Consider the following 26,044-nt stretch of genomic DNA (forward strand, 5'->3'; position numbering starts at 1 on the left):
GTGTCCACACCCTTGCCCCAACTCGGTCGATGCTCGCTTCTCCTTGCCAGTGTGTTTCGCAAGGAAGGCGATGGCCCTGTGCCTCAAGGACTATACGACCCAACCAAGAACGAGCGACTGGTTTCGCTTGGCGACGATCGAGCTTCCGATGTAGCGCGGATGGTGTCGTGGCATGAGAGTGCCCACGCGTTTCTTAATGCGAGTACGTGTCACGGTAATGCAATGATCTTCGCTGGTGCACTCGCAGATGCTGGACAGGCAGGGTTCCAGGAATTGGTCAATCGGATGCTTGACGTCTCCCGCACGACGCACGAGACGTATGCCACGATTGCCTCCGTATCCAATGCGAGCCGCGGCACCCTCAAGGCGAATCTGCTGGACTCGTACCCTGACTACCAGCCGTTGCTTGCATCTTTCGATGAGTCGTTTCCGAGCAGTGCCAGCCGACCGATCTTCTGTACCATTGCGTTGACCTCGTGCGCGCGAGCGGCTATGCAGACCCCGATCTATGAGACCCTGCGGGCTCTTCCATGCGCTGAGTGGCCAGATATTGATCTGGGCATAATCGGGTTGCCAGATCAGCGCTTCGCCGTTCTGATGACCCCCTCAGTTATAAGCAGAGCCATTGCGGTCATGGACGCGATGCTCCTCGACGCTGGTGGCAGATTGGCTCAGATCGCTTCACCTCGGATAGATGCCGCCAGTGAGCGGCAGATCTGGCGTGGCACCGAGACGACTATGATGGACGCAGTCAGCAAGGCCGCATTTGACATCTTCGCCGAGGTGCTCGGCGCACAGGGGTGCGCGCCTTGCTTCTTCGATAGTCAGAAGGATGGGGCTGTTGAGCTTGTTGCGAAGATTGAGGCATGGTCTGGAGACAGCCTCAAGACTCGCTTCTCCATGCCAGCGTCTCGCCAAGATGACGAAGAAGTCATCTTCGTCGACTTTCGCCGCGAGCAGCTTGTTGTCCACGATAGACCGTTGCCAGCGACATTCATTAGCCTCGCAACACATCGTCCATCCGTTGCCGAGTTCTTCGTGCTTGAGGCGGGTGAGCACCGTTGGGTGCAACTTATCGTCATGCCTTTGGCCAAGGCCCGCTTCCTCTATGCGCCACTCAAAGGAAAGGAACTTCTTGACACTGCGGCGGATGGAGTGATCGTCGCCTTGCGCCGCCGCTGGGTACCGGAGGGCCAGGAACCGCAGGTGGAGTTGCTGCTCCTGACTCCTCAAGACGCGCCATCCGTTCTGAAGAGTTTCCGTCACATCAACGTCCAGGCCGTATGTGCGCTTAGCGTGTTGCTTGGGACCAACTGGGTACGCACCTGGCTCTTGTCTGCGGAAGTGCCAGTTCAGCGCATGGCGGTCCTCATTGATGCTGATCCTTTCGCCCTGATCGCACATCACGGCGCCCGCGGAGCAGAACTGCATCTCACCTATCTGAAGGCCCGGCTCGATTCATCGAAAGACGCGTATACGGAGATCCTTTGCTTCGCCGCTCGAGACGAACCGGACGTGCTATATTTTACTCCTTGCAGCACACCGTTCCGACAGGCCGTCATTGAATATACGCAGAAGCGTTTTTCGAATACACACTTCGACAGCAACTTCCTCTCTCCCTGGCTCACCGCACTGCAGCGCATCATTGGTCATACATTGCGCGAAGAAGGTCGCTTCGGGAATGGCTTCTGGCTTGATAAGACCGACGAGTCCTCCGCGTAGTGGGGAGCCATTTGCCGATAGTGGCTCAGCAGTAGAGCACGCGCAGAAAAAGGACAGAGGCTTTGGGCCTGCTCTTCGAACTCGAGAACTACTTCCGGAGAAAACTTGACATATGGTCTTATAGAAGCCCCCTCCCTTGACGTGCTATGGGAGCTTTGCTTTGGCGACGAGTCTTTTGTCGGCGTCATCAGCAATCTGCCGGGCATCGGCCTTCTGTCCGATGAACTCTACTTCCAGACAATTGATTACCCAGAACTCAACGCGGGCGCTTACACAATTCCCGATCAACCCGAGGAGATTGAGGTCGAGATCTTTACTGGTGCCTGGACAGTTACTGCAAACACTCTCTCCCAGTGCATTGAAGTCTTTCATGCTAGAAACCCCAAGCCCTGGGTTCTCCTGGGTTGGAAGAAAGATGCGTTCAGCACCTCAACCGATTTTGTTGAGTATCTGACCATGCTTGCGATGGATTTTCTTGCGCTCCATGAGTTGGCCCATGTTGCAAAGGGCCATGTTTCATACTATCGGCTTGAGTTCGGTGCGCGCCTGTGGGAAACGCGAGCCTCAGTCGAGGCAGCGGAAGAACGACGGCTGAACTCCATTCCTGCCATCCAACGGCAGGCGCTGGAACTCGATGCCGATGACACCGCTCTCTACATCCTGTCCACTCTAATGCTCCCTGTGAGAGAGAAGCTGCCGCGCTACCAGCGCGGGTCGGAGTTTGCCATCCTGACAAGTTTTACTTTCGTTGCCCGGTTGCTTTTCGCCTTGTTCGCTGAGATGGATGCCGTTCCGCCCTCGGAAGATTCTGCAGGCCACAACCTTCTAATTTATCATGAGAAGGCAACGCATCCTCACCCAAGTATTCGGTACCTGTTTTTGGAGCACCGTCTCATTGATCTAGCGAATTCCCAACGCGAACGCCGCATTTCCAAGGAAGCAGTAAAGAAATCCGAAGGTGCCTTCCTCCTTGCTCTTTTGGAGAGGGCTCTTCCGCCCCACGTCATAGTTCCTATCGCTTTCAATTCGGGAGCGGTTCCTGCCAACATCATCAATAGCATGCTTGACGAGAAGTCGCGATTGTCGAACGTGATAAGTAAGAGCTTACGCACCAGGATGGCTGCATCCATGGAGGAGATCCGCAAGCTCCAAAGAGAGACCTAGGCTGGCTCTTCAGTGGATTAAGGGCTGACGGAGTTACAGCAGGCGCACACCCTCTGCACGGCCACGGATCGCAGGCTAGGGGGCAAGTCCTGGAGATCCTCACGATCAGACTCGAACTTCATATCCAAGCTGGCGTTTCAGGCTCGGATTGAGGAGCGACGCAAGCATCCGGAGCACTTGACGGAAAGCATCTCCGTGACCGGTCCGGTTCGCCAGCGCATTGAATCGGTCAAGGGGCTTGGGGTGAGTCGGCGACTCTTTCCCCCGAATATCGATATCAAGCACCAGAAAGATGATTGCTATCGCGAACCAAGTCTCCTGATACAGGTTTCTGAACCGGGCAGTTGAGAGGACAGCCGAAGCAAAGAGGTCGGCCTCGTATTCGGCGCGGTGACAGAGGCCGATTCGAACGTGCCCGAGTAACATATGTGCATATTCGTGCGATAGAATGAAAATATTCATCAGGCTCAGGATAACCTGCAACATATGACGGCCCTCTGGCGATCGAGAGATCGCTGACTGAAGAGTCCGCGCCTCGATGAATCCTCCATTGAGTACGCGAATGAGTTCGCTGACGTCTTCATCAATATTCTCTCCCCCAGCGAGCGCCGCCAAAGCCTCACCTGACAACATGTCGATTCCGTGCTCTGTTTGTGTCAGTGCGCGGCCTAGTACGGCGTGCACACAAACAGACAACACTGAATCCGCCTCATGGTGATACTGGACAACCGGGATCTCATCGAATTCAAAACGCGGCGTGAAAAACGCACTGAAGCCGCTGTTGAACAACCACATGACGGGAACGTGCTCGATCAGCGCCAGAATAAGCTTGGGGATCGGGTAGTCTGGGGGGTAACCAAGTTCTAGACGCTGTGCAATGGAGCGTAGGTAGTCCGAGTCCACCGCGATTCCAAAATTCTGGACTGCATCAATGATGTCATGGGCGAAAAAGCGCTGAAGGTCGGTCTCTGTAAATGCAAGCGCCTCCTCCAGATTTTGGCATGCGAGGATGCGTTCGATGAATTCTCGATCGGCCAGTAAAGGATGCTCGGACAATTCCCTTCGCCTGTCTTCCTTGATTTTCCCCAGGATGCGACGCTCCAATGCGTCGGCGGACATGCCTTGATGGAGTGCCGCCGCATGCAAAGAAGCAACTGACTGCCGCCGGATCTCCCTGAGCCGCGCGTGAAGTTTGTCGTTCATGATCTCTCCACACTGTCGTAGATAGTCGCGATGAGCGCATGGGTGCCTCGATCTTCCACAAGATCAACAGGGGGACGCACTTCATCGAAAAAGGGGCCCATGCTCTCTTCCTCGGCCTATTCCCGGCTGGCCTCGATGCTGAGGATGTGCTGGCCTGCGATGGGATCGCGCAGCCCTCATGCGAGGCGTGCCCAGCAAGAGTAGAGCCCATTCGTGAGCTGATCTTGAACTCCACCCCTGGTCGTGGAGCCCAAGAAGGATCGCTAACTTGCACTAGCACGGGCTCTTATTCCCCCCAAAGGTGGGAGGACAGCCGGAAATCTTCCATCGGCTTCTGGGTGCTCCTCATGAAGTCTATCCGGCTGCGCAAGTATGGATCGAGTTTGGATCGATTGGACATGAGCTCTCTTCCAGAAAGAGTGGTCGCGGCAAGCCAACGGACAAAGCCTCGGCCTCCAGGATAGCTGCAGAGGGAGCGAACAGGTAGCTAGGTCTCCACGGCCGCAGGTAGACTGCCCCGCTTGGAACGCCTCAGTTCTCTCCACGTCCCTTTCGCACAATCCTCCGCACAAGGGATGATCTGGAGGCTGTGCGCGGCCACCATTTACATGTTGCTCCAGGTGCGGCAGTACCCACCCGGAGCCCGCGCCGGACGGGTTGCAGAGGGACACGGACGAGCGCTCACGCCTGCCGCCGGTGCGCAATCCCTCTGACCTGCGGAGGCGACGGGAATCGACCCCGCCGCTCGGAGCATCTGGCGAGAGCGATCCAACCCAGTCGAGCGCCGTTTCCGTAAGACTGCCCAGCACGGCACTCCCAGAGTGGGCTTGGCGGAGTTCGAAGCGGGCGCATGTGACGGCAGTGCATCGGGTGGCAAGCTTCGCCGTTCCGGCACGCGTTTTCGCCGAGACCACGCCAGGGGAGCGCGCTAAGAGCCGGAGCATGCACGAGAAGACCTCGCGAGAGGAGCGCGTCCCGGTACTCATCGTCGGCGGCGGCTTGGTCGGGCTGTCGACGGCGCTCTTCCTGGCGCACCACGGCGTGAAGGCCCTCGTCCTGGAGAAGCACGAGGGCACCTCCATCCACCCCCGAGCCCGCGGCTTCCACGTGCGCACCATCGAGCTGTTCCGCTCGACGTGCGCGCGAGAGGAGATCGAGCGGGTGGGGGGCGTGCCTTCCAGATTCGAGGGTGGTGGCCAGCTGGTGGCGCTCACCCTGGCGGGGCCCGTGTACTCGTGGATGCCCGCGGCGCCGGCAGCGCAGAGCTCGACGCTCAGTCCGTGTCCGCACGTCTACCTGGGACAGGACCGGCTCGAGCCCATCCTGCTGCGGGCCGCGCGCGAGCAGCAGGCCGAGGTGCGGTTCAGCCACGAGCTGAAGGAGTTCACCCAGGACGCGGAGGGCGTGAGCGCCCGGGTGCTCGACCGGGCGACGGGTGAGGCGTACACGGTCCGAGCCGACTACCTGGTGGCGGCGGATGGCGTGCGCAGCTTCGTTCGCGAGGCGCTCGGCATCCGGCAGCAGGGCCGGGGCTCGCTGGGGCACAACGTGTCCACGCTCTTCCACGCGGATCTGTCCCCCGTGCGCAAGGAGCACCCGTTCGTATTCGCGCTGCTGAAGCACCCGGAGGCGGGCGGCGTTCTCGTGCCCACGGACGTGAAGGACCGGTGGAGCTACACCACGAAGCTCGATGCGCCGCGCGAGACGCCCGCCGACTTCACCGAGGAGCGCTGGACGCGCCTCATCCGCCTCGCCACGGGGCTGCCGGAGCTGGTTCCCACGCTCCTGGGCACATTCCCATGGGAGGCAGCGGAGCGGGTGGCGGAGCGCTTCTCCTCGGGGCGCGTGTTCCTCGCCGGGGATGCGGCGCACCAGATGCCTCCCACGGGAGGACACGGCGCCAACACCGGCATCCAGGATGCGGGCAACCTGGCCTGGAAGCTCGCGGCGGTGTTGAAGGGGCATGCCGGGCCGTCGCTGCTGGAGACCTATGACTCCGAGCGCCGCCCGGTCGCCGCCGCGACCGCGAACCAGGCCACCCTCCTCTCGCTGCGTCTCATGAAGCGAGACGCGCCGCCAGAGGACGATGGAGCGGTCAGCGCCCAGGTGATCATCTTCGGCTACGGCTATGGCTCCGACGAGCCGCTGCCGAAGAAGCTGTCCCTGAGCGGCGAGCCCGGCACGCGCGCGCCACACGTGTGGCTTGCGTCCGGGGAATCCCCGCTGTCGACGATCGATCTGTTCGGCGCGAGCTTCGTCCTGCTGGCGGGGGAGCGGAGCTGGCTCGAGGCGAGCCGGGCTCTCTCGGAGCGCACGGGCGTCCCGCTCCACGCCCACCTCGTCGACGGGTGGCAGGGCGCCTATGGCGTCGGATCCTCGGGCGCCTCGTTGATCCGCCCCGATGGTATGGTGGCGGCGCGGTGGGGCGAGGCCTCGGGCGACGCGGAGCGACTGCTCTCCGAGGCGCTCGCGGCGGCTACCCGGAGAGGTTGAACGTACAGGATGCCGCGCCGTGGTGTCCGCGAGCCCCGTGATTGACGGACCCGTCACAGCCCCCTTGTAATCTCGGGTGGCACTCCCGGAGCGCGGGGGCCATGGCCAGGAGGCCTACATGCGGCGCTGGGCGCTTGTACTGCTGTTCGCGTTCCTCTCAGGGTGCAGCGCTTCAACAAGGGGCGTCGTCCGCCTGGACACCGGCCAGGGCGAACCCAGCGTCCATACTCCACGCCGCGGCGTGGAGCCGGTGGCGGTGAGCGAGAAGGAGTTCAAGAAGGCCATCACGCAACATGCTCCCTCCCTCGTTGATGGCAACTGCGGCCATTCCTCCCTTCACCTTCCGTCCACCTGCGTGCTCAGGCCTTACGATGAGGGGCCGATCAGCGAGCGGGTGCTGACCGCTTCCGTGATGGCGGCGGTGCTGCGCGCCATGGTCTTGGCGTGGGAGCCGGAGTGGGGAGTGGTCTCCTCTCACCAATATGATGACCTCATTTCAGAGCAGGTCATGCCCGCAGGCACCTCGGTGGGCTGGGTCATGTACTTCTCTCGCCTGCGCGGCACAGTGCCCCCACTGCCTGCCCCCGTGCGCATCGAACCGGTGGAAGACAAGGGCACCCTCGTCATCCTCACCCCCGAGCGCTTCACCGCTTCCAACCCAGAGCACGTGACGCTGGCCGCTCGCGTCCACGATTTGCTGGACCGGGCCGGGCTGCTGCAGCCGTTGCAGCCCTGGCCGGCAGGGTAACCCGGCGCACCGTCGAGCGGCACGGGTGCGCCGCAGGAGTCTGGGCGCTACTCTCGCCGCCGCTCCACGCGCCGCTTGATGCGGCTGTAACCGCCCAGGCTGGGGTTCATGACGAAGTGCCACAGCGTCGCCGTCCACGATTTGTGCGACATGAGACCGTCGTAGAATTCCGGCGCCGTCGCTCGGAGCTTCGGCAGGCGCGAGCCAGGAACGTAGGGGAAGTCGTGGTGCTCGTTGTGGTAGCCGACATTGAACGCGAGCACGTTGAGCGGCCCGTAGTACGAGTAGGTCTCCTGTCCCTCGCGGAAGACGTAGTGCTCCGAGATGTAGTGTCCGGCAATCGGATGGAGCCCCATGACGATCAGTGAGCTGATCGGCAGATAGGCAAGCGCTTTGCCGCCCCAAAAATAGAAGATGGCCACGTTGAACGCGACCTGCACGAGGAAGTTCGCGATCTCGGAAGCCGCCGGCTTCTTGGGATCCACGAACATCGGGCGGAGCGCGTAGGCAAAGCCTTGGCACGAGAGCCAGATCAGTTTGGTGATGCGATGGCGCAGCAAGCGCCCCTCGAACTCCGTCGGGAGATCCGTGTCGAGCCGCTCGTCACCCTGATGGGTGTGATGGCGCAGGTGGTAGTAGCGAAACGTTTCCGCGACCGGCACACCCACGGGCAGATTGATGAAGACGCCGAACACGCGATTGTGCCAGGGCTTGCGAAACGCGAGATTGTGAGAGATCTCGTGAATGGCCAGGAGGAGCGCCTGGTTGATCACTCCGCCCACAAAGTAGGCGACCAGGACAATCAGCCACCAGGGCGCGTCACGCAGCAGGAAGGCGAGCGAGAGCTGCAGCCCGACGAGCAGCGTGCAGACGTACTTCGTGCGCGAGCACGGGCCGTAGAGTTCCTTGATCTCGGGGTGCGCGCGAAGCATCTCGCGCCGCCGCGTGGCGTGCGGTTCGTCCGCGCTGGACCAGATGAAGCCATTGGACATGGCGCCCACCGTACCTCAGCTCCCCATCGGAGGGAACGAGGTGTTGGGACGCAAGGGGCTCGTTTCAGGGGCAGGCGCCGCAGTCCGCCGCGCAGCTGTCACGCGTCGTCCCAGTGCCGCAATGCTCGGTCGCCTGGCACACCCCGTCCCCGCACTGGTACACCTCCTCGGGCAGCAGCCTCGTGGTGATGGGCAGGTACGCGTCTCCGTTCAGCGTGCAGCTTGCGTAGTACGGCTCGGTGCCCTCTCGCGTGCACAGGCTCGCGCACGTTCCGACGTACTTCACCGGCGCGCACGCGGATTCGGTGGCGCTGGACATCAGGGCGCAGGCTCGCAGCGAGCTCTCCGTGGCACCCAGGCTACTGCTGTCCCTCCCCACGAAGAGGCCCTCGCCCGTGAAGAGATTGCCGAAGAAGCACCCCTCGGGCAGTGAGTACGTCGCCAGCTCATCCTGGCTGTACGGGATCTCCTCCCGCTCCGAGTTCCGCCCCAACACGGACAGAGGAACGCTCATTCCGTACTTGTTCACGTGCGCCACCAGGCACGCCGTCATCACCTGCTGCTCCGCCTCCGTCACCGGCGCGCCCCCCGCCCACCCCGGCGTGAGGCCCAGCAGCCCCTTCCAGGTGTAGCTGATCGCCGTGACCGGGTCCGTGTAGGAGAGGCTCTGGCCATCTTCCAAGCCACAGCGCACCACGTACTTCATCAGAGAGTCCTTCTGCTGCGGATCGCTCTGGAACCACGTCGCGAAATCGGCCGTGTTCACTCCGTTGGTGGACAGCCCGTTGGTGGACAGCCCGTTGGTGGACAGCCCGTTGGTGGACAGCCCGTTGGTGGACAGCCCGTTGGCAATCCGGATGTCATGGGTCGGGCTGGCGAGCGCAGGCGGCGCGTGGAACTGCACCGCCAGCACCTGCGCCGCCAGCAGCAACTTCAGGGTTCCCGTCCATTGAATCCTCTTCATGATGTTGTCGCCCCTTGTCTTCGTGAATACGCGTTGTCGTGGCTCCACCGGCCTGAGCGTGCGCGTTCTGCCACAAGGGGCGTGATGGCGGCGTGACGGGAATGGCGACGGAGGCGCGCGTCAGTTCTGGATGGTGACCGTGACGCCCTCGGTCACGGTCATGTTGCCGTCGGTGTCGAAGATGCGCGCGGTGAGCACGTGTTCGCCGTTGGCATGGTTGAGCGTGTTGAGATTGATGGTGTAAGGGGCCGTGCCATCCCAGGTGACGTACTTGCTGCCCACGTAGAAGGTGACCCGATCCACTCCCTGCAGGGCCTGGGCATTGACGGAGAAGGTGGCCGTGCCACTGAGCACCGCCTGGGGAGCGGGGGAGGTGATGCTGCCCGTCGGCAGGGGGGTGTTCGCGACCGTGACGCTCACTCGGGAGGAGTAGCCTGGATTGCCCGCCGTATCCCGGGTCCAGGCGTCGAGGTTGTAGCTGCCATTGGCGACGTCCGCCGTGTTCCAGGTGAGCTGGTAGGGCGGCTGGGTGGCGGTGCCCAGCAGGGTCCCGGCGAGGTAGAAGTCCACGGCTCGAATGCCATTGGCGTCCTGGGCTGTCGCCTGGAGGTTCACGCTGCCGGACACCACGGCTCCCTCCGACGGCGCGGTCAGCGCCACCGTCGGCCGGGTGTTGTCCACCAGGACGGTCACCGCACTGGAGATCGTCTGCTGGCCGTTCATGTCAAAGGCCTTGGCGGTGACGGTGTAGAAGCCATCGCTGTGGTTCTGCGTGTTCCAGGAGATCGCGTAGGGCGCTGTCTGGTCGGAGCCCACGAAGACGGGGTTGGAGGAGGCGGCGGCGACATAGAGGGAGACCCCGTTCATCTGGAAGTCATCCGTGGCCGTGGGCCTGATCCAATTCGTGCCGTACATCGCCGCGGGCAGCGTGGGCAACGTCACCTGAGGAGGCGCGTCCACCGCCCGGAACACGAGGTCATCCCAGTCCGCGGAGCTGTCGAGGCCGCAGCCGAACGTTCCCGAGGTGTTGCGCAAGGCGGCGCGGAGGGCCCGTAGCTCCGTGCCCTCGGGCAGCAGGAAGCGCCTCGAGAGGACCTGGGCGCCGGCCTGGGTGGGCCGCAACGTGACGATGTGCGTCCACTGCGGAGCGTTGGCGTCCGGGGCGAGGTAGATGCCGAGCCACTCGTTGGCGAAGTCGGCGGAGGCCCAGATGGTGGCCTCGACGATGACATACTTGAAGGTCATGAAGCCGGCACCGTTCTCGGTGTAGATGCGCACCCGGTCCACGGACCTGTCCTGGTGATAGAGGCCCGCGCTGCCGTCCGCGCACACGGAGAAGAGGGTGTTGGGCGCGTTCGCCTCGGGGCCCAGAGGGCCTCGGCCATTCACCAGCGTTCCCGTATCGCAGGAGCTGCTCGGCGTCAGACAGGCTGGGACCTGGAAGGACGGGTCATGGATGGCCGTGGCGGGGCCGTAGAGTGCCGCGTGGGCCTCCGCCAGCATGGGGGCGGCCTCGTCATTCATTCCACAGCCTGCGAGCACCAGGCAGGCCAGTGCACCGAGCCTGCACAGAGGACCAAAGCGAGTCATGTCTGTCTCCTGGAAGAGGAAGGAAAACCCGCGCCGCGCTCGCGGCTTGTTCCGGGCTGACCTTCTTCCAAAGTACAGGGCAGACAGAGTTTTCTACGATTGTGGCAAACCCTCGATTGGGTTTTCCCCACCTCAGCTCCTCAAGCCCAGGGGATCCCGATCTCGAGCGATTCCGCTCGTGCCAGCATGCGCTTCGCCAGCGCCGCGGAGCCCAGCTTCGTATCGATCTTCAGCACGCGCTGGCCCTCGTGCTTCCAGATCGGGTCCTTCACGGCGAGATGGAGCGTGCCAGCGTGTTGATGAATGGCGACCTTCGTTGGCTGGCCAGAGAAGAGGACCATCTTGATGGAGGGAGAGAAATCCATGCTGTGATGGAACGCGCCTCCGGTCGCCTCGACCTCCAGCCCGGGCCAACCGGACACCACCGCCGAGCGCAAGAGGAAGCCGGTGATCAGGTGAAGGGTGGAAAAGAGATCACGCTGACGCCTGGTCAGACCTTCTATGAAGGTCCGAGCGATATTCATGTCGTTGGCCGGAACGCAAGCAAGACTAAGTCAGCGAAATTTATCGTGTTCTTGGTTAAGGACAAAGGAGCTCCGGTCTTGGTGCCGGTGGAGTGATAACCGAGTAGCTGCTGATTAGTGAGCGCTACCCAAGAATCCGCAACTCGAATGATGAGTGCTTCCTTTTGAGATGCAGCGCCTCGGGTCAAGCACTGCGCGTCTCCACTCGTCCTGCGTTGTGGGGCTGCTGCACTACCACACGGGCAGTGCTCCGCCGCTTCATCGATGCGGCGGTACAGGTGGAGCCTCGAGAGCTGGAAGGAGGAGGGTGGGTTCATCCTCGGTCATTGGATCATGCCGGTCGGTACGACATCGCCACATCGCATCGCGCGTAGCGTGCTCCGAACAGCCGCATGATCTCGGCGTCATGCACGAAGCCCAGCTTCTCGTAGAGATGGATGGCCGCCGCGCACTTCTTGTTGGTCAGCAGATAGACCTTGCCGAAGCCCAGGCTGGATGCCCGCTCCAGGGTCTTGGCGAGCAGGAACTCGCCGACCTTCAGGCCCCGGGCGCTCTTCAGGACGCCCATCTTGGTCAGCTCGACCCAGCCGTCCTTGGACACCATCAGGGCGCAGGTCCCGACCACGCCCAACTGCGGCGTCTCGGCGAACAGCACCACCCCGCCCTTGTCGAGGATGAGTTCGCGCGGCTTCGACAGGAGGGCGATGTCGTTCTCCTCGAGGGCGAACATGTCCCCGATCCATTCTGCGTTGATCCGATAGAAGGCGCCGGCCAGGTCGTCGGAGAAGTTGCGCACCCACATCGCGGGCGGACCGGCGGCCTCGATCCGGCTCATCAGCGAGGCCTCGGCCAGCCGCGCTTCCACCTTGGCCAGGCCCTGCATGAAGTCGCCCGACAGCCCCTCGACAAGCGAGGCGGCGGCACGCTCGATGCGCGGCAACAGGTGTGTCTGGATGCGGACCATCAGGGCCTCGCCCTTCTCCGTCAGAGCCAGGCTCTTCGAGCGCTGGTCGTCTGGCGAGCGCCGCATTTCGACGAAGTCTTCCAGCGTCCCGAGGGCGCGAGTCACCGTGGGTTGGGCCAGCTGCAAGCGCTCGGCCAGTTCGCCCACCGCCATCGGGCCATGCAGGCGGATCGTCATCAGCAACGAGATCTGGGCCGGCTGGACCGGCACGTCCAGCGATCGGGCCACTTCGGCGGCGTCGGCCTGCATCCGCTCGGCCAGGCGCTTGAGACGGCTGCCCAAAAAGCCCACGCCAAGCTCCGCCAGAAAATCGACTCCCATGTCGGTCCTCCGTTTCATAGCAGGCTATATATCTAGCTATGAATCAGTTGGAGCGCAAGTCAGCCTCAAGCAGCAGGGGCTCCCAGGCCCAGCCCTCGTGTCATCGCTACGCGTTGTGCAATCGCGCGAGAACTCTTGCCCCCTCGCGCGTATCGGCAACGAAGGGCACCGTCAACCGGCCGAGCTCTCGCGCATCACGAGCAAGGTCGAGGAGCTCGTCGTCGGTCTTGCCATGGAGCCACCAGACCGATGAATCGTCGTCCTCGACGACCCAAATCCAGCCATCGTCCGATGAGCTGAAGTGATGAAGCGTGGCTCCCGTCGCGTAGGGGCGCGAGGTGCAGGAGAATCGCGTCCATCACCCGCTCCCGCGACTGCTGGCGGCCGGACTCGTCGTGACGCTGGCGAGCGATGATCCCCCCTTGTTCTCCACCACCCTGACGCGCAGCCGGAGGAGCCGGTTGGCGCGGCTCTCCACCACGAGCACATCTCCCTCGGGAGTGAGCGTCATCCACCGCGGTTGCCGCAGGCCCTTGGCGTAGACGGTGACCGTGAAGCCCTCGGGCACGCGCAGCGTGGCGTCCGTGGGCACGGGCATCACGTTCGGGCTCTTGCTGGCAGTCCAGGTTATTGCCGTTCATCTTGTAGTTGAGCATTCCCTGCTTCTGGGAATCGATTTGCAGATTACCGCTGGCGATGGCGGCATTGACTTTCGTATTGCCCGACCCACCCGCGTCCTATTCGTCCTATGCGCGGTGCGGGTGTCATCCAAATGTGACATACGCGCCGACGCCGCCAATGACTGCAATATTCGCATACTGCGAGAATGGTTGCGTGTTGAATCGCACTGATGGTAAAAGCCGCTTGGACAGGAAGACGCTGGAAAACCGCAAAGACCGCCTCTCCAGGTGCATTCTCAGTCATCCGCAACGTTTCAGCGAAACAGCCTCCCCGCTGCAGGGAAGAGCCCTGCTCTCCGGTTCGCGGTGGGGGTTGCCATATCCATCTATGACAAAACAGACAAGCAGCAGCGTTGACGTGGCCCACCTTCCAGCCGAAGGCAACCCGGACGAGCAGCCTTCCGGCATGGCGCGCCGCCAGTTTCTTGGCGGAGCGGCACGTCTGGCCGCGGCGGGTGCCGTTGCCGGCTGGGTTCCGGTCTTCCGGGCAACCCCTGCCAGCGCCCAGACCACCTGCGCAACACCTCCCAATTTTCCCGCGGGCATTGCGTTGTTTCAGCAAGCCTTTGAGAACTGGTCTGGCGAAGTCGCGGTGGACCAGGTGTGGACCTGCACTCCGGCAACACCCGCTGATGTGGTCGCCGTCGTCAACTGGGCGAATGCCAATGGCTACAGAGCCCGTCCCCGCGGCATGATGCACAACTGGTCGCCGCTGACCCTGGCGCCGGGCGCGGCCTGCCCGCCCAAGATCATCCTGATCGACACGACCGAACATCTCACCGCGGTGTCGATCAACACCACCTCGACGCCGAAGCGGGTGACCGCGCAGACCGGCGTTACCATGGATGCGTTGCTCACGGCACTCGAGGGAAGTGGGCTCGGCTTTACGGCCACGCCGGCCCCGGGAGATCTAACGCTCGGTGGCGCGCTTGCGATTGACGGTCACGGCACGGCGATTCCGGCCACGGGCGAGACACCGGTACCCGGAACTACCTATGGCTCGCTCAGCAACCAGATCCTGTCGCTGACCGCGGTGGTGTGGGATTCCGCGGCCAATCAGTATGTGTTGCGCACCTTCCAGCGCACCGATCCCGGCTGTGCGGCGCTCCTCACCCATCTGGGGCGCGCCTTCATCACCGAAGTCACTTTGCAGGTCGGCACCAATCAGCGCCTGCGCTGCCAGAGCTGGTTCGACATCCCGGCCACGGAGATGTTCGCGCCCCAGGGTTCGTCGGGACGCACCTTCGCCAGTTATGTGGAGAGCGCCGGTCGCGTGGAGGCGATCTGGTTCCCCTTCACCCCCAACCCCTGGTTGAAGGTCTGGAGCGTCAAGCCGAGCAAGCCTCTGTTTTCGCGGACGGTTACCAGCCCCTACAACTACCCGTTCTCGGACAACCTTTCTCCGGAACTCTCCGATCTGATGTCGCAGATTATCGGGGGCAATGTCGGGCTGACGCCCTCCTTCGGGCAATTGCAGTACAACATTGTCGCGGCAGGGCTGGTGCTGACCCTCTCCTACGATTTGTGGGGCTGGTCGAAGAATCTGCTGTTGTACGTCAAGCCCACCACCCTGCGGGTGACCGCGAACGGCTATGCGGTGCTGACCAACCGGGCCAACATCCAGCGCGCCATCAGTGAGTTCACGAACTACTACCAGGCGCGTGTCGCGGCCTATCAGGCCCAGGGCCAGTACCCGATGAACGGCCCGGTGGAGCTTCGCGTGACCGGGCTCGACCAGACGGCGGACGTTGGCGTCAGCGGCGCGCAGTCACCCCAGCTGTCGGCGGTGCGGCCGCGGCCGGACCACCCGGAATGGGACGTCGCGATCTGGTTCGACATCCTCACCATTCCGGGAACACCGTATGCGGAGCAGTTCTACCGGGAGATCGAGCAGTGGATGTTCTCGAATTATTCCGGTTCCTACGCCACGATTCGACCGGAGTGGTCCAAGGGCTGGGGCTACACGAACACGGCCACCTGGGCGGATGGCACGATCCTGGGGACCACCATTCCCAACGCCTACCGCGCCGGTCAGCCGGTGGGCAACAACTGGGATACCGCGCGCGCAACGCTGAACCAGTACGATCCCCATCGCGTGTTCTCCTCGCCGCTGCTCGACGCGCTTCTGCCGTGAGCCGGTAGGACCCCGCGGGGGATGGACGCAGGACATGCCGAAGCAACCTCTCCCCGGGCAGCGGCGCCCGCCCTGCTTACGGGGAGAGAAGGTCTTCCAGGGGGGCAAGCGGAACGAGCCCGCCTCGCTGGTGAAGCGCGCCGAGCGGGTGCTGCACCAGCCCACCGACTCCCGGCCCCGCGACGACCACTTCCACGTCCGCATCCGCTGCGCCGAGGAGCGCGCCGCCGGCTGCGCGGGCTGACCCCAGGTGGAATACACTCGGACGCCATGTCCAATCGAGCCTGGGTCTTGATAATGCTGCTGGGCCTCTCGGCCTCCGCTGGGCCGAAGGAGAAGCCGCCGCCGCCACCGCCGCCACCTCCAGCCAGCGAGCCCCCCGAACGGCTCGGGCCGAATGACATCATGCATGTGATCCTCGAGCACAAGCCGGCCATCGACGAGTGCGTCCAGTCCCAGAAGGCTCGGGATCCGAACGCGAGCGGCAGGGTCGTCATGAAATGGATCATCCGCACGGACGGGGAGACGCAGGACGTGGAGTGCGTGTCCAAGGAGTCCTGCAAGACCGTGATGGCTCACTGCCTCACCGGGATCATCAAGTCCTGGCGCTTCCCACGCGCGAAGAAGCAGGGAGACCCCATCGAATTTCCATTCAAGTTCTAGCCACGCGCCAGCGCGCGCCTCACTGCGCGGAGCGGGTGTCGGCGGTGGGCGCGGCAGGGAGCTCGCCCGGCTTCGCGTGCTCCACCAGCACCTAGAGCGACTCCGTGCCCTGGACCACGCTGTACGAGTGCCAGCCCGAGGGCAGCGCTGGCGGCGCCCAGGCGAAGAGCCAGCGCGCGTCGGACAGCAAGAGGTTGACGCACCCGTGCGTCACCGCCACGCCGAAGCTCGAGTGCCAGAAGGCTCCGTGAAGCGCCTCGCCCGCGTAGAAGTACTGGGGGTAGGGCACCTCTTCCACGAAGTACTCGTTCTCGTCGGCCATCTTGGTCCCGAAGAACCGGATTGGTTCCCGAAAATGTAGGCGCAACCCTCGTTCTCAGAGGGTTGCGCCGTGAACGCGGCGGGTTGCTCTGCGTGGAAGCGGCGGGAATCGAACCCGCATCAAGGCGGAGGCAAAACCCCAAGCAGGTCGCGCTGTTACCGGCTAACGCCTTGATCTCACACCGGATCGTTCCCCCGCTCCGTCCCGTCTCGTCCCGTCTCGTCCCGCTCAATTCCCCGCTGGAGGGGCACACTGGGGGCACACGGACCAGTTCGGAGCAGCAACTCGTAGCCGCAAGCGGCCAGCATTCACTCAGCATCTCGGGGCTGATGAGAAATCCGTAGCGGGCTGGCGGCTGTTCACCTGCACGGGTAGCAGGCGCACGGGCGGCATTGCCATTGCGTTCTGCTGGCACCTGCAACGGTAGACCTACGGTTGCAAGGTGCTCAGGCGTACCCCCCGGCACTCAACGCACTCACGCTGTATCAGTTCGCTTGCTTCGAACCATACATGCTTATGACACGCGCAGTAATGGGAAGTATCACTTGCCTTCGCCCAATTCGTCATCCAAGTCATCAATAAGATCCTGACGGCCAATGCCCCGCCAAGCATGACGTGCAGCAGCCAAATGCTGTCGCCGCACCTCAACATCGCGAGACGATTGCGCAAGTCTTTTATGCATTTCCCCAACCCAATATGGACTGGGCATGCCCTGATAAAGTGACAATGCGTCTTCATACTTGACGAAAGCGGCTTCATGTGCGGAAGCCGCAAGCTCAATGTCGCCAAACCCTCGAAGACAATGGGCCTTCACCAGCGTCAAGTCGAGACTGGCAGATTGATTGAATGCGTCTTCAAAAAGACCCCGAGCATTCTCGGGCCTTGAGCACCTGAGTTCAATCTCACCCATGAGAACAACACAGAGGGCGCGACCAAAGGAGCCGCCGATTTGTTCGTATATCTGCTTGGCTTCTTCGATTGTCTTACCCGCATCTTCAAACTTCCTTGAATCCATGGAGCCAACTGAACTCTCGAAATCAATTTGACCCAAAAGCCTGTAGCAATTGGCCTCCCCTCGACGATTGCCTGTTTCAACGTAAAGCTCTAAGGCTCGCTGTATCATATTGCGTGCCTCGTCATATTCACGGCACTCGATAGCAATCATCCCGGCACCAAGAAAGCAGTGTGCTTTTCCTCGCAGATGCTTGGCGCCATCATAAAGAGACAAAGCCTCCTTGAACTTATTCCGAGCCTCATCATACGCGGAGCAGCGGAAATTAATCTCTGCAAGGCCGCCGATGCAGTTGGCCTGATCGACGGCAGTGCCAACTTTTATGTAAATTGAATATGCATCGCCAAACCTTCTGCTTGCATCTGTGTATTCTGCACGCTCCAGGGAGATATCCCCTAGCCGTTGAATGCAGCGGGCCTCGCCTTTAACATCTTCAAGTTGTCTGTATAGAGCCAAAGCTTGTTCGAAGCTCTCACGTGCTTTCAGATGATCTGGCCGAGCCAGTGCCAACACTCCTAGTTTATGAAGGCACTCCGCTTGACGCCTGAGATCACCGAACCGACCTGCTGCGTTCTTGGCAACTATCAGCAATTCAGGCTTCACGTGACCCGCATAGCGCATGAAGTCGCTCAATGCAATTGACTCATCGACCGCTGCGCAGACGTCATCAGCATTATCGCCGCTCAAGCCGTTGTTGACAAACCTCTCGACACTAATCATCTCCTCCATGAGATGGGCGAGAGCTTGTTTGCCGCCGCTGTCTCTTCCAACGTTAGGCCCAACATTGCGTGCGAGTGAACGAAAATAATGACTGGCCTGCGCCATGCTCTCTCTGCTGGGGCTCATCTTCTTTCGTTCAACATGATCACGGACAAGATCATGTATTTGCAACCGCTTGTTGGCATCATAGAAGGCCAACCCTGTGTTTAGGAGTACCTGAGCGGCGTCAGTTCCACTTCCAGGCAGGAGATTGTTCAAGGTCTCGTGCTTTATTCCTGCACCTTGTGGCAACCAAGCCAACAATGCAAGCAACTGTCGTGCAGCATCGGTCATGACTGGAGAGTGAATAGACAGTTCGAGCGAGATCATAAGACTCGACTCCTTATCCAGTTGCGATTCTTCCAGTCCGGGTTTCTGCAAGAGAGCTGTACGCATCTTCTGCCATTCGTCCCAGATAACCTCTAAGCTGGCTCCATGGGACGATGCGCGAAGGGCCAACAGTCTTATAGCTAATGCCCATCCCCCTAGCGCGACGAGTAAGTCGTGCAGCATCTTGGATTTGCGGTCGACCCTTGTGGCGTATGAGCAGAACAGTTCGCGTGCAGCATCAATGTCGAGAAAACGCAGGTGAATTGGTTCGGGTCGTCCGAAATCTGGAACGACCTCCAGCCGCATAGAACACACAAGAACTACTGTCGACAGACTCTGCAATTCTGAAAATACTCGCTGTGTTGCGTTCTTGTGGGGCGGATACCAGGGGGTTTCAGCGTTGTCGAGGATTAAGAGAGCAGGAGCACGCCCCAAATGCTCTTTTACAGCTTTCCATCGCCAGTGTTCGTCCAGCACCGAGCCATCTACAGTCTCTAAAGGAATGCCAAGCTTGTTTGCAATCTCGCTTTTAAGCAACTCGGACGAGTTCGCGGTCGCCAGTTCGACAAAATACCGGCGAGCGCCAAAAACACTGTCAATTTTTTTATCATGCAATACCGCTTTGGTAAGATTAGTCTTGCCAATGCCAGGTGGCCCTAGCACAACCACGAAACGTGAGGGTTGTGCGCAAATGGCGTCGCGTAGTTGGAGTTGCTCTCCATCGCGTCCAAAGCAGTCAACACGCTCTGGTAATTCCAGTTCTTGTTTTGGGTTTATGGCAGCTTCCGGTCTATGCTTTACAAGGGCACTCTTGATCAGCGCGAGCGTGAATGCGGCCGCAGAATGGCACGCATACTCCGTCCAGTCCGGATGACGCTTGAAGCCCACGATGTCACTGAGGCCCCGGATAGATAGGAAGGGATACTCCCGCGCTCCACTCCGCACCGCCCGGTAGACGCCGCCTGCCTCCATCTCCACCGCGAGCGCGTTGCGCGTCAGGGAGAGCCACTGCTGGAGGGTCTTCGTGTCCTTGATGAGCGCGTCGCTGGAGTTAATGGGGCCAGCGCGCACCACAGGATCGCGGGGAGTTGCCGAGGGGGCGAAGTGATGCATCAGGCTGTCTTTCACCCGCTCCTGCCATCTCTCGTCGCCATAGAAGGACTCCGCCCTGCTCCACTCCACGGGGGGCCGAACTCTCCCAATCGAGTCCCTCGTGTTCCATCCCTGGAGCCTAGACTCGAGCATGGGAAGGGCCGTGACGAGCTTGGTGACCTCGTAGTGGCTCGGGCCACCGGAGATGGCGAACTGATCAGGTGCGGTCTCATGGAGGGCGTGAACCGTCAGGTCATTGACCCGTGTCGAGAGCACCACGTCTCCCAACGTGTACTCGAAGTCCGGTATGCCACCGGCAATCCCCACCACCAGAATCCAGTGCGGCGCTAGGTCATCGATGATGTGCCGAGCGACGGTCTGCGCCTCTCCCGTTCCCTGCTCAAAGGCACGAGCAATGGCCACCAAGGCCGTCGTTCCATCATCCACGGACACTCGGCTGAGCCGGTAGAACCGGTTCTGGCTCTCCCCAGTCTCGCCGGGGAAGCGTTCCAAGACGGCTCGGAGTTCGTCTTCCCGCAGGGTGATGATGGCAAAATCAATCTTCCCCTTTACCGATTGAAGGTCCATCGGGCTCTTCTCCCTTTGTTGCTCGTGGTGACATTTCTTATACTACTTCGGTCATTGGTCCAGCCGCTTGGATTTCGCCTACGCGCAGTCGGCCCGTCTCCGCCAGGATCCGGCGCGCGGGGGAGGGGCCGTCGAGCAACCGATGGCCCGATTTCCGCGCTCCACGATAACCTCCAACACCCCTGAATCCCTCTCGTGTCGGGCAGCTGACGCTGGGCCCGTTGGAACTCGCGCGCGCGTCCAGGTTTGCCTGCTGGCCCCGTGGAGCCCCCGCGCGCTCCAGACAGTGAAGCCGGGCCCGGTGGAGCCCGCGCGCAGCCATGCTCGCCTGCGGGCCCGGGAGAAGCCCGCGAGGATGGCGATCCCGCAACCCTTGCCGATCAGCGCCTCGGCAGAAGCAAGGCGAGCAAGCGAGACAGTGCCTTGATCCTCGGACTGTCCAGGCGAGCGAGGCGATGCAATAGGCGCCGCTTCTCGGGCGTGTCACTCAGGCCAAGCGGCACACTGTTCGCCCTGGGGACGCTCTGCCCCGGGTCCACCTCGGCAAATCCCATGAGTTCATCGGGCCCGCTTCCGAGAATCAGGCACAGGCGCAACAGCGTTGGAACGCTCGGCAACACTCCCCCCCGTTCCATGCGCCCGTACACCTCGGGAGCGATGCCGATGCCCTCGGCTGCTTCTGCCTGAGTCATGCCTGCTCGCTTGCGTGCCTGTTTCAGCGCCACGCTTAGGATGGCGGGTAATCGGCGCTGCCGGATCTCGATGTGTCGCGGCAGAGGGAAGGGCTTGCGATTTCGCTCCGTGGGGCGCCGGGAGCGTGCAGCGGCAGGAGGTTTCGCGGGGGCTCTTGGCATATGGAACCTGCGGGCGTTGTCATGTCGGACGGGTGAAGGCCACAAGGGGCCAGGGGCGGACGGCTACGGTCAGCGGGGCGGACGCACACAGGGCGCTTGTCTCCCGTCCACCTCGAAGACAAGTCGCTCCCCTCCTCGGAATGGCGCCGAGTCAGAGTCTGCGGGAGCGTGAGAACTCGCGGCGGGGGCTAGGTGGTTCCGCCCCGCTCGGTGATGATGTCTTCTTCCGCCACCATGTTGGGCGGTAGCTGGCTCTCGCTCGTGGGCCCGAGAACGCCCCGGCTCATGCTGGCCCCCGTCAGCGAGAGCAGCACCTCGTCTAGCGCCTCCTTGGGCCCGTAGGGGGCTCCCAGCGCAGCAAGGCCCACCCGCAGATCGGCCTCCACTTCAGCCGCCGACTGATAGCGATCTTCCGGGTCCTGCTGGATCAACCTGCGGACGATGGCGCGCAGCGGATGAGCTAGTGGACTGTCCGCGAAGTAATTCGACATAGTCAGGAGCGATGCCGATCCACCCACCGATGCATCTTGGCCCGCGTCCAGGACCAAGTGAACGGGTGGGCGTAGAGGCGGTTGTACTCGGGCCAGCTGGCGGCGAGGTGAGCGCTGAGCTCGGCACGACTCTTCCAGCTTCCTCTCAGAAGGTAGCGCGCCTCGAAAGCGCGCAGCAGCAGCTCTGCCTGATCAAGCCAGGAGGCATGTGCTGGGGTGAAGATGACGCGGACATGAGGGTAGTGGTGGCGCAGGAAGTCCCCCGTCTCCTGAGCGATGTGGCTGGAGCCGTTGTCCCAGATGAGATGGATGCGACGAGCATCTCGATGTTCTCCCAGCAGCTGAGGCAACACGGCCCGCAGGGTGGCGGAGTCGTTGTGCTCCAGACACCAGCCCCGCATCAGCCCGGTGTGCACCACCAGCTTGACCAGCAAGTTCACCGTGCCGTGCCGCACGTACTCGAACTCCTGCCGCTCGATGAGGCCCGGCTGCATCGGGCGCGTGAGGCGGCGACGCTCCAGGGCCTGGATGTTGGGCTTCTCGTCCACGCACAGGACGACCTCTCCTTGTTCCGCCAGAGCGGAAACGTGCTCGTAGCACCAGAGGACCTTTGCTGCCTGAGCGCGGAAGGTCTCATCGGGAACCGGCGTCTTCCAGTAGCGGGAGCGGTGCGGTTGCAGTTCGGCATCCCGGAGGATGAGGGCCACGGTGGAGTGAGAGAGAGTTGACGCGATGCCTTGCCGTCGCGCTGCCAACGCCAGGCTGCGGGTGGACCAGTGGGTCATATGCAGGCCAATGCCTGCTGGCTCACAGCACGCCAGCCGCTCCACCTCGACCCGTTGGAGGGGGGGAAAGCCGCCTGGGGCGGCCCGGTCGAGGCGCATCATCCACAGCGGCTACTCCCCATCGCTCGAAGCGGCGGCACAGCGCCCAGATGGTTGTCCGATCTAATTCGAACCGCTCAGCCAGCTCCGAGACGATGGTGTCCGGCTCGCTCATCGCCAGCAGGATGCGTGCCCGACGGGCAATGCGCTGCTCAATACGTCCGTCTCGTACCAAAGCCCGAAGGTGGGTCACCTCTTCTGGCGACAGATGCACAAGTCGTGGAGGGCGTCTCCTCATCCACTAGAGCTAGGCATTGCCCTCGACTATGTCGAATTACTTCGCGGACAGTCCACTAGGGACCCCATTCCTCTGATGCTTCGAAGGATGAAATCGACGAGTCCTTCCCCAGGATTACGGCCGGTAGGTCCGCTCGGCATGCGCCAGCAGCTCCGTCGGGTCGAACCACACCGGCTTGAACTTGTGCTCCACGAAGAGCTGCATCTGATCGGTGTAGTGCGGTGAATCCGGCCGCGTGCTGGCCGACCCGAACGGCTGGATCGACTCCGAGCGCACCCTGCCTATCTTGTCCCACGTCACGAACATGATGAAGGAGTCGCCGTGGCGGATCGACAGGCGGCCGTCGGGCGCTTCGTCGTAGTTGGTCGCGGCACGGAGCGTATCCGGCGCCCCATCCAATGGGAGGTCGACCCTGCCCTGGCGCAGGCGGATCAGCTCGCCCAGCGGCAAGTCGAGCTTGCCGAAGTGCTTCTGCAGGTAGCCCGCCGCCTCGGCCATCACCGAGCGCGGATCGGGCTTGGGCTTCCGCTCATAATGGAAGCGGTTGGGCACACGCAGGATCGAATAGGCGAGCGCGTCGGCGGGGCCCTTGCCGTCCCAGTTCCAGTCCCAGTGGGACAGCAGTTCGCGCGCGTCCGCGACCCGCTTGTCGCCCTGCGGATCCACCGCCATCAGCTCCTTGAACCACGCCTCCAGGTAGCCGCCCTTGGCGACGCCGGTATCGAACTTGATCCGCTTCAAGTCCTCCTCGGAGATCGAAGGCAGGGCGCTCATCAACTCGAGCGCGCGGTCACCGCGATTGGTGGTGTCCGTCTCGACGCCGAGCAAGGGCGGTTGGAGCGGGATCTCCGACCCCTGTCCCGCCGCCTGATACGGGGAGTTGTTGCCGTTGATCAGGAAGCCCGAGGCCGGATTCACGTTGCGAGGGACCATGCTCCACGGGACGGTGCCCGGTGCATACGCGCGCGAGGTGTCGCCCGGCAGCACCTTCGAATAGTCGAAGCCCGGATTCCGGTTGGGGAAGCTGGCGTTGTAGAAGAAGGCGATGTTGCCGGCGGCGTCGCCATAGAGGAAGTTGGTGCCGGGGACGCCCTGTATCGCCAGCGCCGCCTGCCACTGGATGAAATCGGTGGCTCGGTTGAGCCGGTAGTACTCCTCGACCATCTTGAGCTGGTCGCCGCCGCCATAGCGGATCGCATAGCTGCCGTCCTTGTTGACGAACACCGGCCCCTGCACCGCGCGGTACACCGTCTTGGGCACCGGCAGCACGAAGGGTCCCCAGAGCTTCACCGGCAGCCAGACGCGCTGCCTCTCCAACTCCCGCCACTCGTCGTCGTAGCGATAGCGGTCGCCGTCGGTGACGAGCTTGTAGACGTCGATCATGTCGGGGCGGTTGACGGTGTTGGTCCAGCCGAGCGTCTTGTTGTGCCCCAGCAGCGGATAGGGCGCGCCGGGGAAGGTTGCGCCAGCGAAGTCCCAGCCAGTCTCTGAGTGGACGACGAGCTCGTACCACGCCGCTCCGCCGCGCAAGGGCTGGTGCGAATTGGAGACCAGGCGGGTGAAGCCGTCCGCCGAGCGACCCGGCGCGACGACGAAGGCGTTGGAGCCGCCCTGGTTCGATTCGGGCCCGAGCGGCGTGACGGAAGGAGCTCCGGGCAGCGGGCCGGCGCTCTCGACAGGCAGCGGCCTGGCGCTGCCGAGTGCACCGAGAACGCCCTCGAGCCCGAAGAAGAAGGGCGAGCGGGTGACGAAGCCGGTCGCGATATCCTCGCCACTGACCGGGAACAGCCTCGACAGCCGCACTTCGTCCGGATGCTTCTCGGCATAGCGATTGAGGCCCGAGGCGTAGCCATCGAGCAACGCGCGAACGTCGTCGGGCTGCTTCATGTAATCGCGCGCGACCGTGGCGCGGCTGCCAAGGAGGTGGACGACGAAATCGGTCTTGGCGCCGTCCTGCCCCGTGATCGCGCCGAGCCGGGCACGGGTCATCGCCAGTACCTCCTGTAGCGTCGAGAAATCATCCTCGGCATGGGCGTAGGCAATGCCGTAGGCGACGTCGGGATCGGTCTTGCCAAAGATGTGGGGCACGCCGAAGGTGTCGCGGGTGATCGTCACGTCGTAAGCGTGCGCGGGCGGAGGAGTGGGGCGGAAAGCGAACAACGGCTCCCAGGTGGCGAGCCCGATCACGGCGGCCACGAGCAGCACACCCAACCCCATCAGGGTTCTGCGAACGATACGCATTCCAGCCTCTGAGTTGGGGGACACACGGGCATGGCTCAGAACGGCGTCGTGGGCACTGTGTAGCCCGCATTCGCCAGCAGCGCGGCGTAGTTCGTGGCGACGTGCTGGGCGAGGACCTCGTCGGCCCAGGCGAGGATGCCACTCTCTTGCACGAAGGAGCCCGTGAGCGGGGTGAGGTTCTGCGACTGCTGCACGTAGGTCACGCCGTTGTCCGTCATCCACTTCTGGATCTGGCTCAGGTACCCGGTGACGAGCGAAGGAGTCGAGAGGCCATAGGCGGTGTAGAGGCCAGGGATGGCGGAGGGCGAGGCCCAGATCAGAGGCACGATGTCGAGCGAGTTGGCGAAGGCGACGTTGCCACTGAAGGTCGATTGATAAAGATCGATGAACGCCTGGTTGCCAATGCCCGGCGCCGCGAACGTGACGGGCTGGAGCACGGTGCTCCCGAGAACGCTCGCGAAGGTAGACTGGCCCCACAAGGAGACCAGGGTCGTCATCGCGCCTCCGAGGCTGTGCCCCGTTACGACGATCTGCGGCACCTTGCCGGCAACGGTGGTGAGGTAATCCGACAGGTTCTTTCCCACCATGGCGCCCTTGGACGTCATGGTGGTGATGTCACCGAAAGCCTTGATGCTGCCGGTCGAGACCGCGGCGCTGCTGTCCGAAGACCAGGGGATCGTGACTTGCTCGAGAGAGCGCAGATCCTCGGCGGCCTGGGCCAGGAGTCCCAGGGGATCGACCTTCGCGTCGGTGCCGCGGATGACGACGGCGGCGATCGTCGGAGCGGTCGCCCCCGTCGGCGTGAACTCGGCCGCATAGGCGAGGTTCGAGTCGGTAAGCGTCCACGCCGGGCCCCAGGTCACTGCCCAGGAGCCGCCTGAGACAGCGAGATTCTTCACGTTGTCGGCGATGCCATCGTGCTCCGCGAGGATGGCAAAATCGATGTAGACGCCGATGCCGCCGCCCGCCGGAGTGGTTGTGTTCGCCATCCGGCAATGAGAGTGGATGGGGGAAAGGCCGTCAAGCGCCTTCAAGAAAGCGCGCCCCCGGTGCTTCGTTTCCACGCGTGGA

General features: G+C 62.5%; 23 protein-coding genes. 8 read left to right on the top strand and 15 right to left on the bottom strand.

Annotated features, from left to right (window positions below; genetic code table 11):
- Both KY501_RS47050 and KY501_RS47055 read left to right on the top strand, forming a co-directional pair.
- Window positions 1–1,722 carry a hypothetical protein gene (locus KY501_RS47050; protein WP_224371656.1) on the top strand — a complete coding sequence of 574 codons (1,722 nt, stop codon included), beginning with the start codon at window positions 1–3 and terminating at the stop codon, window positions 1,720–1,722.
- Between the two features lie 105 nt (window positions 1,723–1,827).
- The gene (locus KY501_RS47055; RefSeq protein WP_224371658.1) at window positions 1,828–2,886 is read left to right on the top strand and encodes a hypothetical protein; all 1,059 of its coding nucleotides are present in this window, start codon (window positions 1,828–1,830) and stop codon (window positions 2,884–2,886) included.
- Window positions 2,887–2,991: 105 nt separating this feature from the next.
- Here the strand turns inward: KY501_RS47055 and KY501_RS47060 are convergent, their stop codons facing one another.
- Entirely contained in the window at window positions 2,992–4,089 is a 1,098-nt protein-coding gene (locus KY501_RS47060) for a phage exclusion protein Lit family protein (RefSeq protein WP_224371661.1), read from the bottom strand.
- Window positions 4,090–5,031: 942 nt separating this feature from the next.
- Here KY501_RS47060 and KY501_RS47065 point away from each other — a divergent pair.
- Complete coding sequence (locus KY501_RS47065) at window positions 5,032–6,582, top strand: FAD-dependent oxidoreductase (protein ID WP_224371663.1); 1,551 nt, start codon at window positions 5,032–5,034, stop codon at window positions 6,580–6,582.
- Between the two features lie 118 nt (window positions 6,583–6,700).
- A complete protein-coding gene (locus KY501_RS47070) occupies window positions 6,701–7,330 on the top strand; it encodes an immunity 52 family protein (RefSeq protein ID WP_224371665.1) in 630 nt (209 codons plus the stop codon).
- A gap of 47 nt (window positions 7,331–7,377) precedes the next feature.
- Here KY501_RS47070 and KY501_RS47075 read toward each other — a convergent pair whose 3' ends face one another.
- The 4 genes from KY501_RS47075 to KY501_RS53500 all read right to left on the bottom strand — a co-directional run bounded on the left by KY501_RS47075 (window position 7,378) and on the right by KY501_RS53500 (window position 11,148).
- Complete coding sequence (locus KY501_RS47075) at window positions 7,378–8,322, bottom strand: fatty acid desaturase (protein WP_224371666.1); 945 nt, start codon at window positions 8,320–8,322, stop codon at window positions 7,378–7,380.
- A 64-nt stretch (window positions 8,323–8,386) separates the two neighbouring features.
- Entirely contained in the window at window positions 8,387–9,286 is a 900-nt protein-coding gene (locus KY501_RS47080; RefSeq protein ID WP_224371668.1) for a hypothetical protein, read from the bottom strand.
- A gap of 120 nt (window positions 9,287–9,406) precedes the next feature.
- Entirely contained in the window at window positions 9,407–10,876 is a 1,470-nt protein-coding gene (locus KY501_RS47085) for an Ig-like domain-containing protein (RefSeq protein ID WP_224371670.1), read from the bottom strand.
- A 140-nt stretch (window positions 10,877–11,016) separates the two neighbouring features.
- Window positions 11,017–11,148 carry a hypothetical protein gene (locus KY501_RS53500; RefSeq protein ID WP_255637409.1) on the bottom strand — a complete coding sequence of 44 codons (132 nt, stop codon included), beginning with the start codon at window positions 11,146–11,148 and terminating at the stop codon, window positions 11,017–11,019.
- A 21-nt stretch (window positions 11,149–11,169) separates the two neighbouring features.
- On the opposite strand from KY501_RS53500, the gene KY501_RS47090 reads away from it, so the two are divergent.
- On the top strand, window positions 11,170–11,496 hold the full coding sequence (locus KY501_RS47090; protein ID WP_224371672.1) for a cupin domain-containing protein: 327 nt from the start codon (window positions 11,170–11,172) through the stop codon (window positions 11,494–11,496).
- A gap of 235 nt (window positions 11,497–11,731) precedes the next feature.
- Here KY501_RS47090 and KY501_RS47095 read toward each other — a convergent pair whose 3' ends face one another.
- The gene (locus KY501_RS47095) at window positions 11,732–12,685 is read right to left on the bottom strand and encodes a bifunctional helix-turn-helix transcriptional regulator/GNAT family N-acetyltransferase (RefSeq protein ID WP_224371674.1); all 954 of its coding nucleotides are present in this window, start codon (window positions 12,683–12,685) and stop codon (window positions 11,732–11,734) included.
- Window positions 12,686–13,043: 358 nt separating this feature from the next.
- Window positions 13,044–13,286 (bottom strand): hypothetical protein, encoded by a 243-nt coding sequence (locus KY501_RS47100; protein ID WP_224371676.1) that lies wholly within the window; start codon window positions 13,284–13,286, stop codon window positions 13,044–13,046.
- Between the two features lie 437 nt (window positions 13,287–13,723).
- On the opposite strand from KY501_RS47100, the gene KY501_RS47105 reads away from it, so the two are divergent.
- From KY501_RS47105 to KY501_RS47115, 3 genes are read left to right on the top strand one after another with little or no spacing between them, the layout of a single operon-like run.
- Window positions 13,724–15,499 (top strand): cholesterol oxidase substrate-binding domain-containing protein, encoded by a 1,776-nt coding sequence (locus KY501_RS47105; RefSeq protein WP_224371678.1) that lies wholly within the window; start codon window positions 13,724–13,726, stop codon window positions 15,497–15,499.
- Window positions 15,500–15,533: 34 nt separating this feature from the next.
- On the top strand, window positions 15,534–15,743 hold the full coding sequence (locus KY501_RS47110; protein WP_224371680.1) for a hypothetical protein: 210 nt from the start codon (window positions 15,534–15,536) through the stop codon (window positions 15,741–15,743).
- A gap of 26 nt (window positions 15,744–15,769) precedes the next feature.
- Window positions 15,770–16,162, top strand: a complete 393-nt coding sequence (locus KY501_RS47115) for an AgmX/PglI C-terminal domain-containing protein (protein ID WP_224371682.1) — start codon at window positions 15,770–15,772, stop codon at window positions 16,160–16,162.
- Between the two features lie 91 nt (window positions 16,163–16,253).
- Here KY501_RS47115 and KY501_RS47120 read toward each other — a convergent pair whose 3' ends face one another.
- The 8 genes from KY501_RS47120 to KY501_RS47155 form a co-directional block, all read right to left on the bottom strand.
- Window positions 16,254–16,484, bottom strand: a complete 231-nt coding sequence (locus KY501_RS47120) for a L,D-transpeptidase (protein ID WP_224371683.1) — start codon at window positions 16,482–16,484, stop codon at window positions 16,254–16,256.
- A 541-nt stretch (window positions 16,485–17,025) separates the two neighbouring features.
- A complete protein-coding gene (locus tag KY501_RS47125; RefSeq protein WP_224371685.1) occupies window positions 17,026–20,265 on the bottom strand; it encodes a phosphorylase family protein in 3,240 nt (1,079 codons plus the stop codon).
- A 380-nt stretch (window positions 20,266–20,645) separates the two neighbouring features.
- On the bottom strand, window positions 20,646–21,119 hold the full coding sequence (locus KY501_RS47130) for a helix-turn-helix transcriptional regulator (RefSeq protein ID WP_224371686.1): 474 nt from the start codon (window positions 21,117–21,119) through the stop codon (window positions 20,646–20,648).
- A 188-nt stretch (window positions 21,120–21,307) separates the two neighbouring features.
- Entirely contained in the window at window positions 21,308–21,610 is a 303-nt protein-coding gene (locus KY501_RS47135; protein ID WP_224371688.1) for a hypothetical protein, read from the bottom strand.
- A 2-nt stretch (window positions 21,611–21,612) separates the two neighbouring features.
- Window positions 21,613–22,497 (bottom strand): IS630 family transposase, encoded by an 885-nt coding sequence (locus KY501_RS47140; protein WP_224371690.1) that lies wholly within the window; start codon window positions 22,495–22,497, stop codon window positions 21,613–21,615.
- Window positions 22,418–22,732, bottom strand: a complete 315-nt coding sequence (locus KY501_RS54125; protein ID WP_224371692.1) for a helix-turn-helix domain-containing protein — start codon at window positions 22,730–22,732, stop codon at window positions 22,418–22,420. Before KY501_RS54125 ends, KY501_RS47140 begins: the two co-directional genes overlap by 80 nt.
- A gap of 114 nt (window positions 22,733–22,846) precedes the next feature.
- Window positions 22,847–24,973, bottom strand: a complete 2,127-nt coding sequence (locus KY501_RS47150; protein WP_224371694.1) for a penicillin acylase family protein — start codon at window positions 24,971–24,973, stop codon at window positions 22,847–22,849.
- A gap of 35 nt (window positions 24,974–25,008) precedes the next feature.
- Window positions 25,009–25,962 (bottom strand): lipase family protein, encoded by a 954-nt coding sequence (locus KY501_RS47155; RefSeq protein ID WP_224371696.1) that lies wholly within the window; start codon window positions 25,960–25,962, stop codon window positions 25,009–25,011.
- Window positions 25,963–26,044 lie beyond the last annotated feature (82 nt).

The sequence above is a fragment of the Hyalangium versicolor genome (assembly GCF_020103695.1).
In the GTDB taxonomy this organism is placed as follows: Bacteria; Myxococcota; Myxococcia; order Myxococcales; family Myxococcaceae; genus Hyalangium; species Hyalangium versicolor.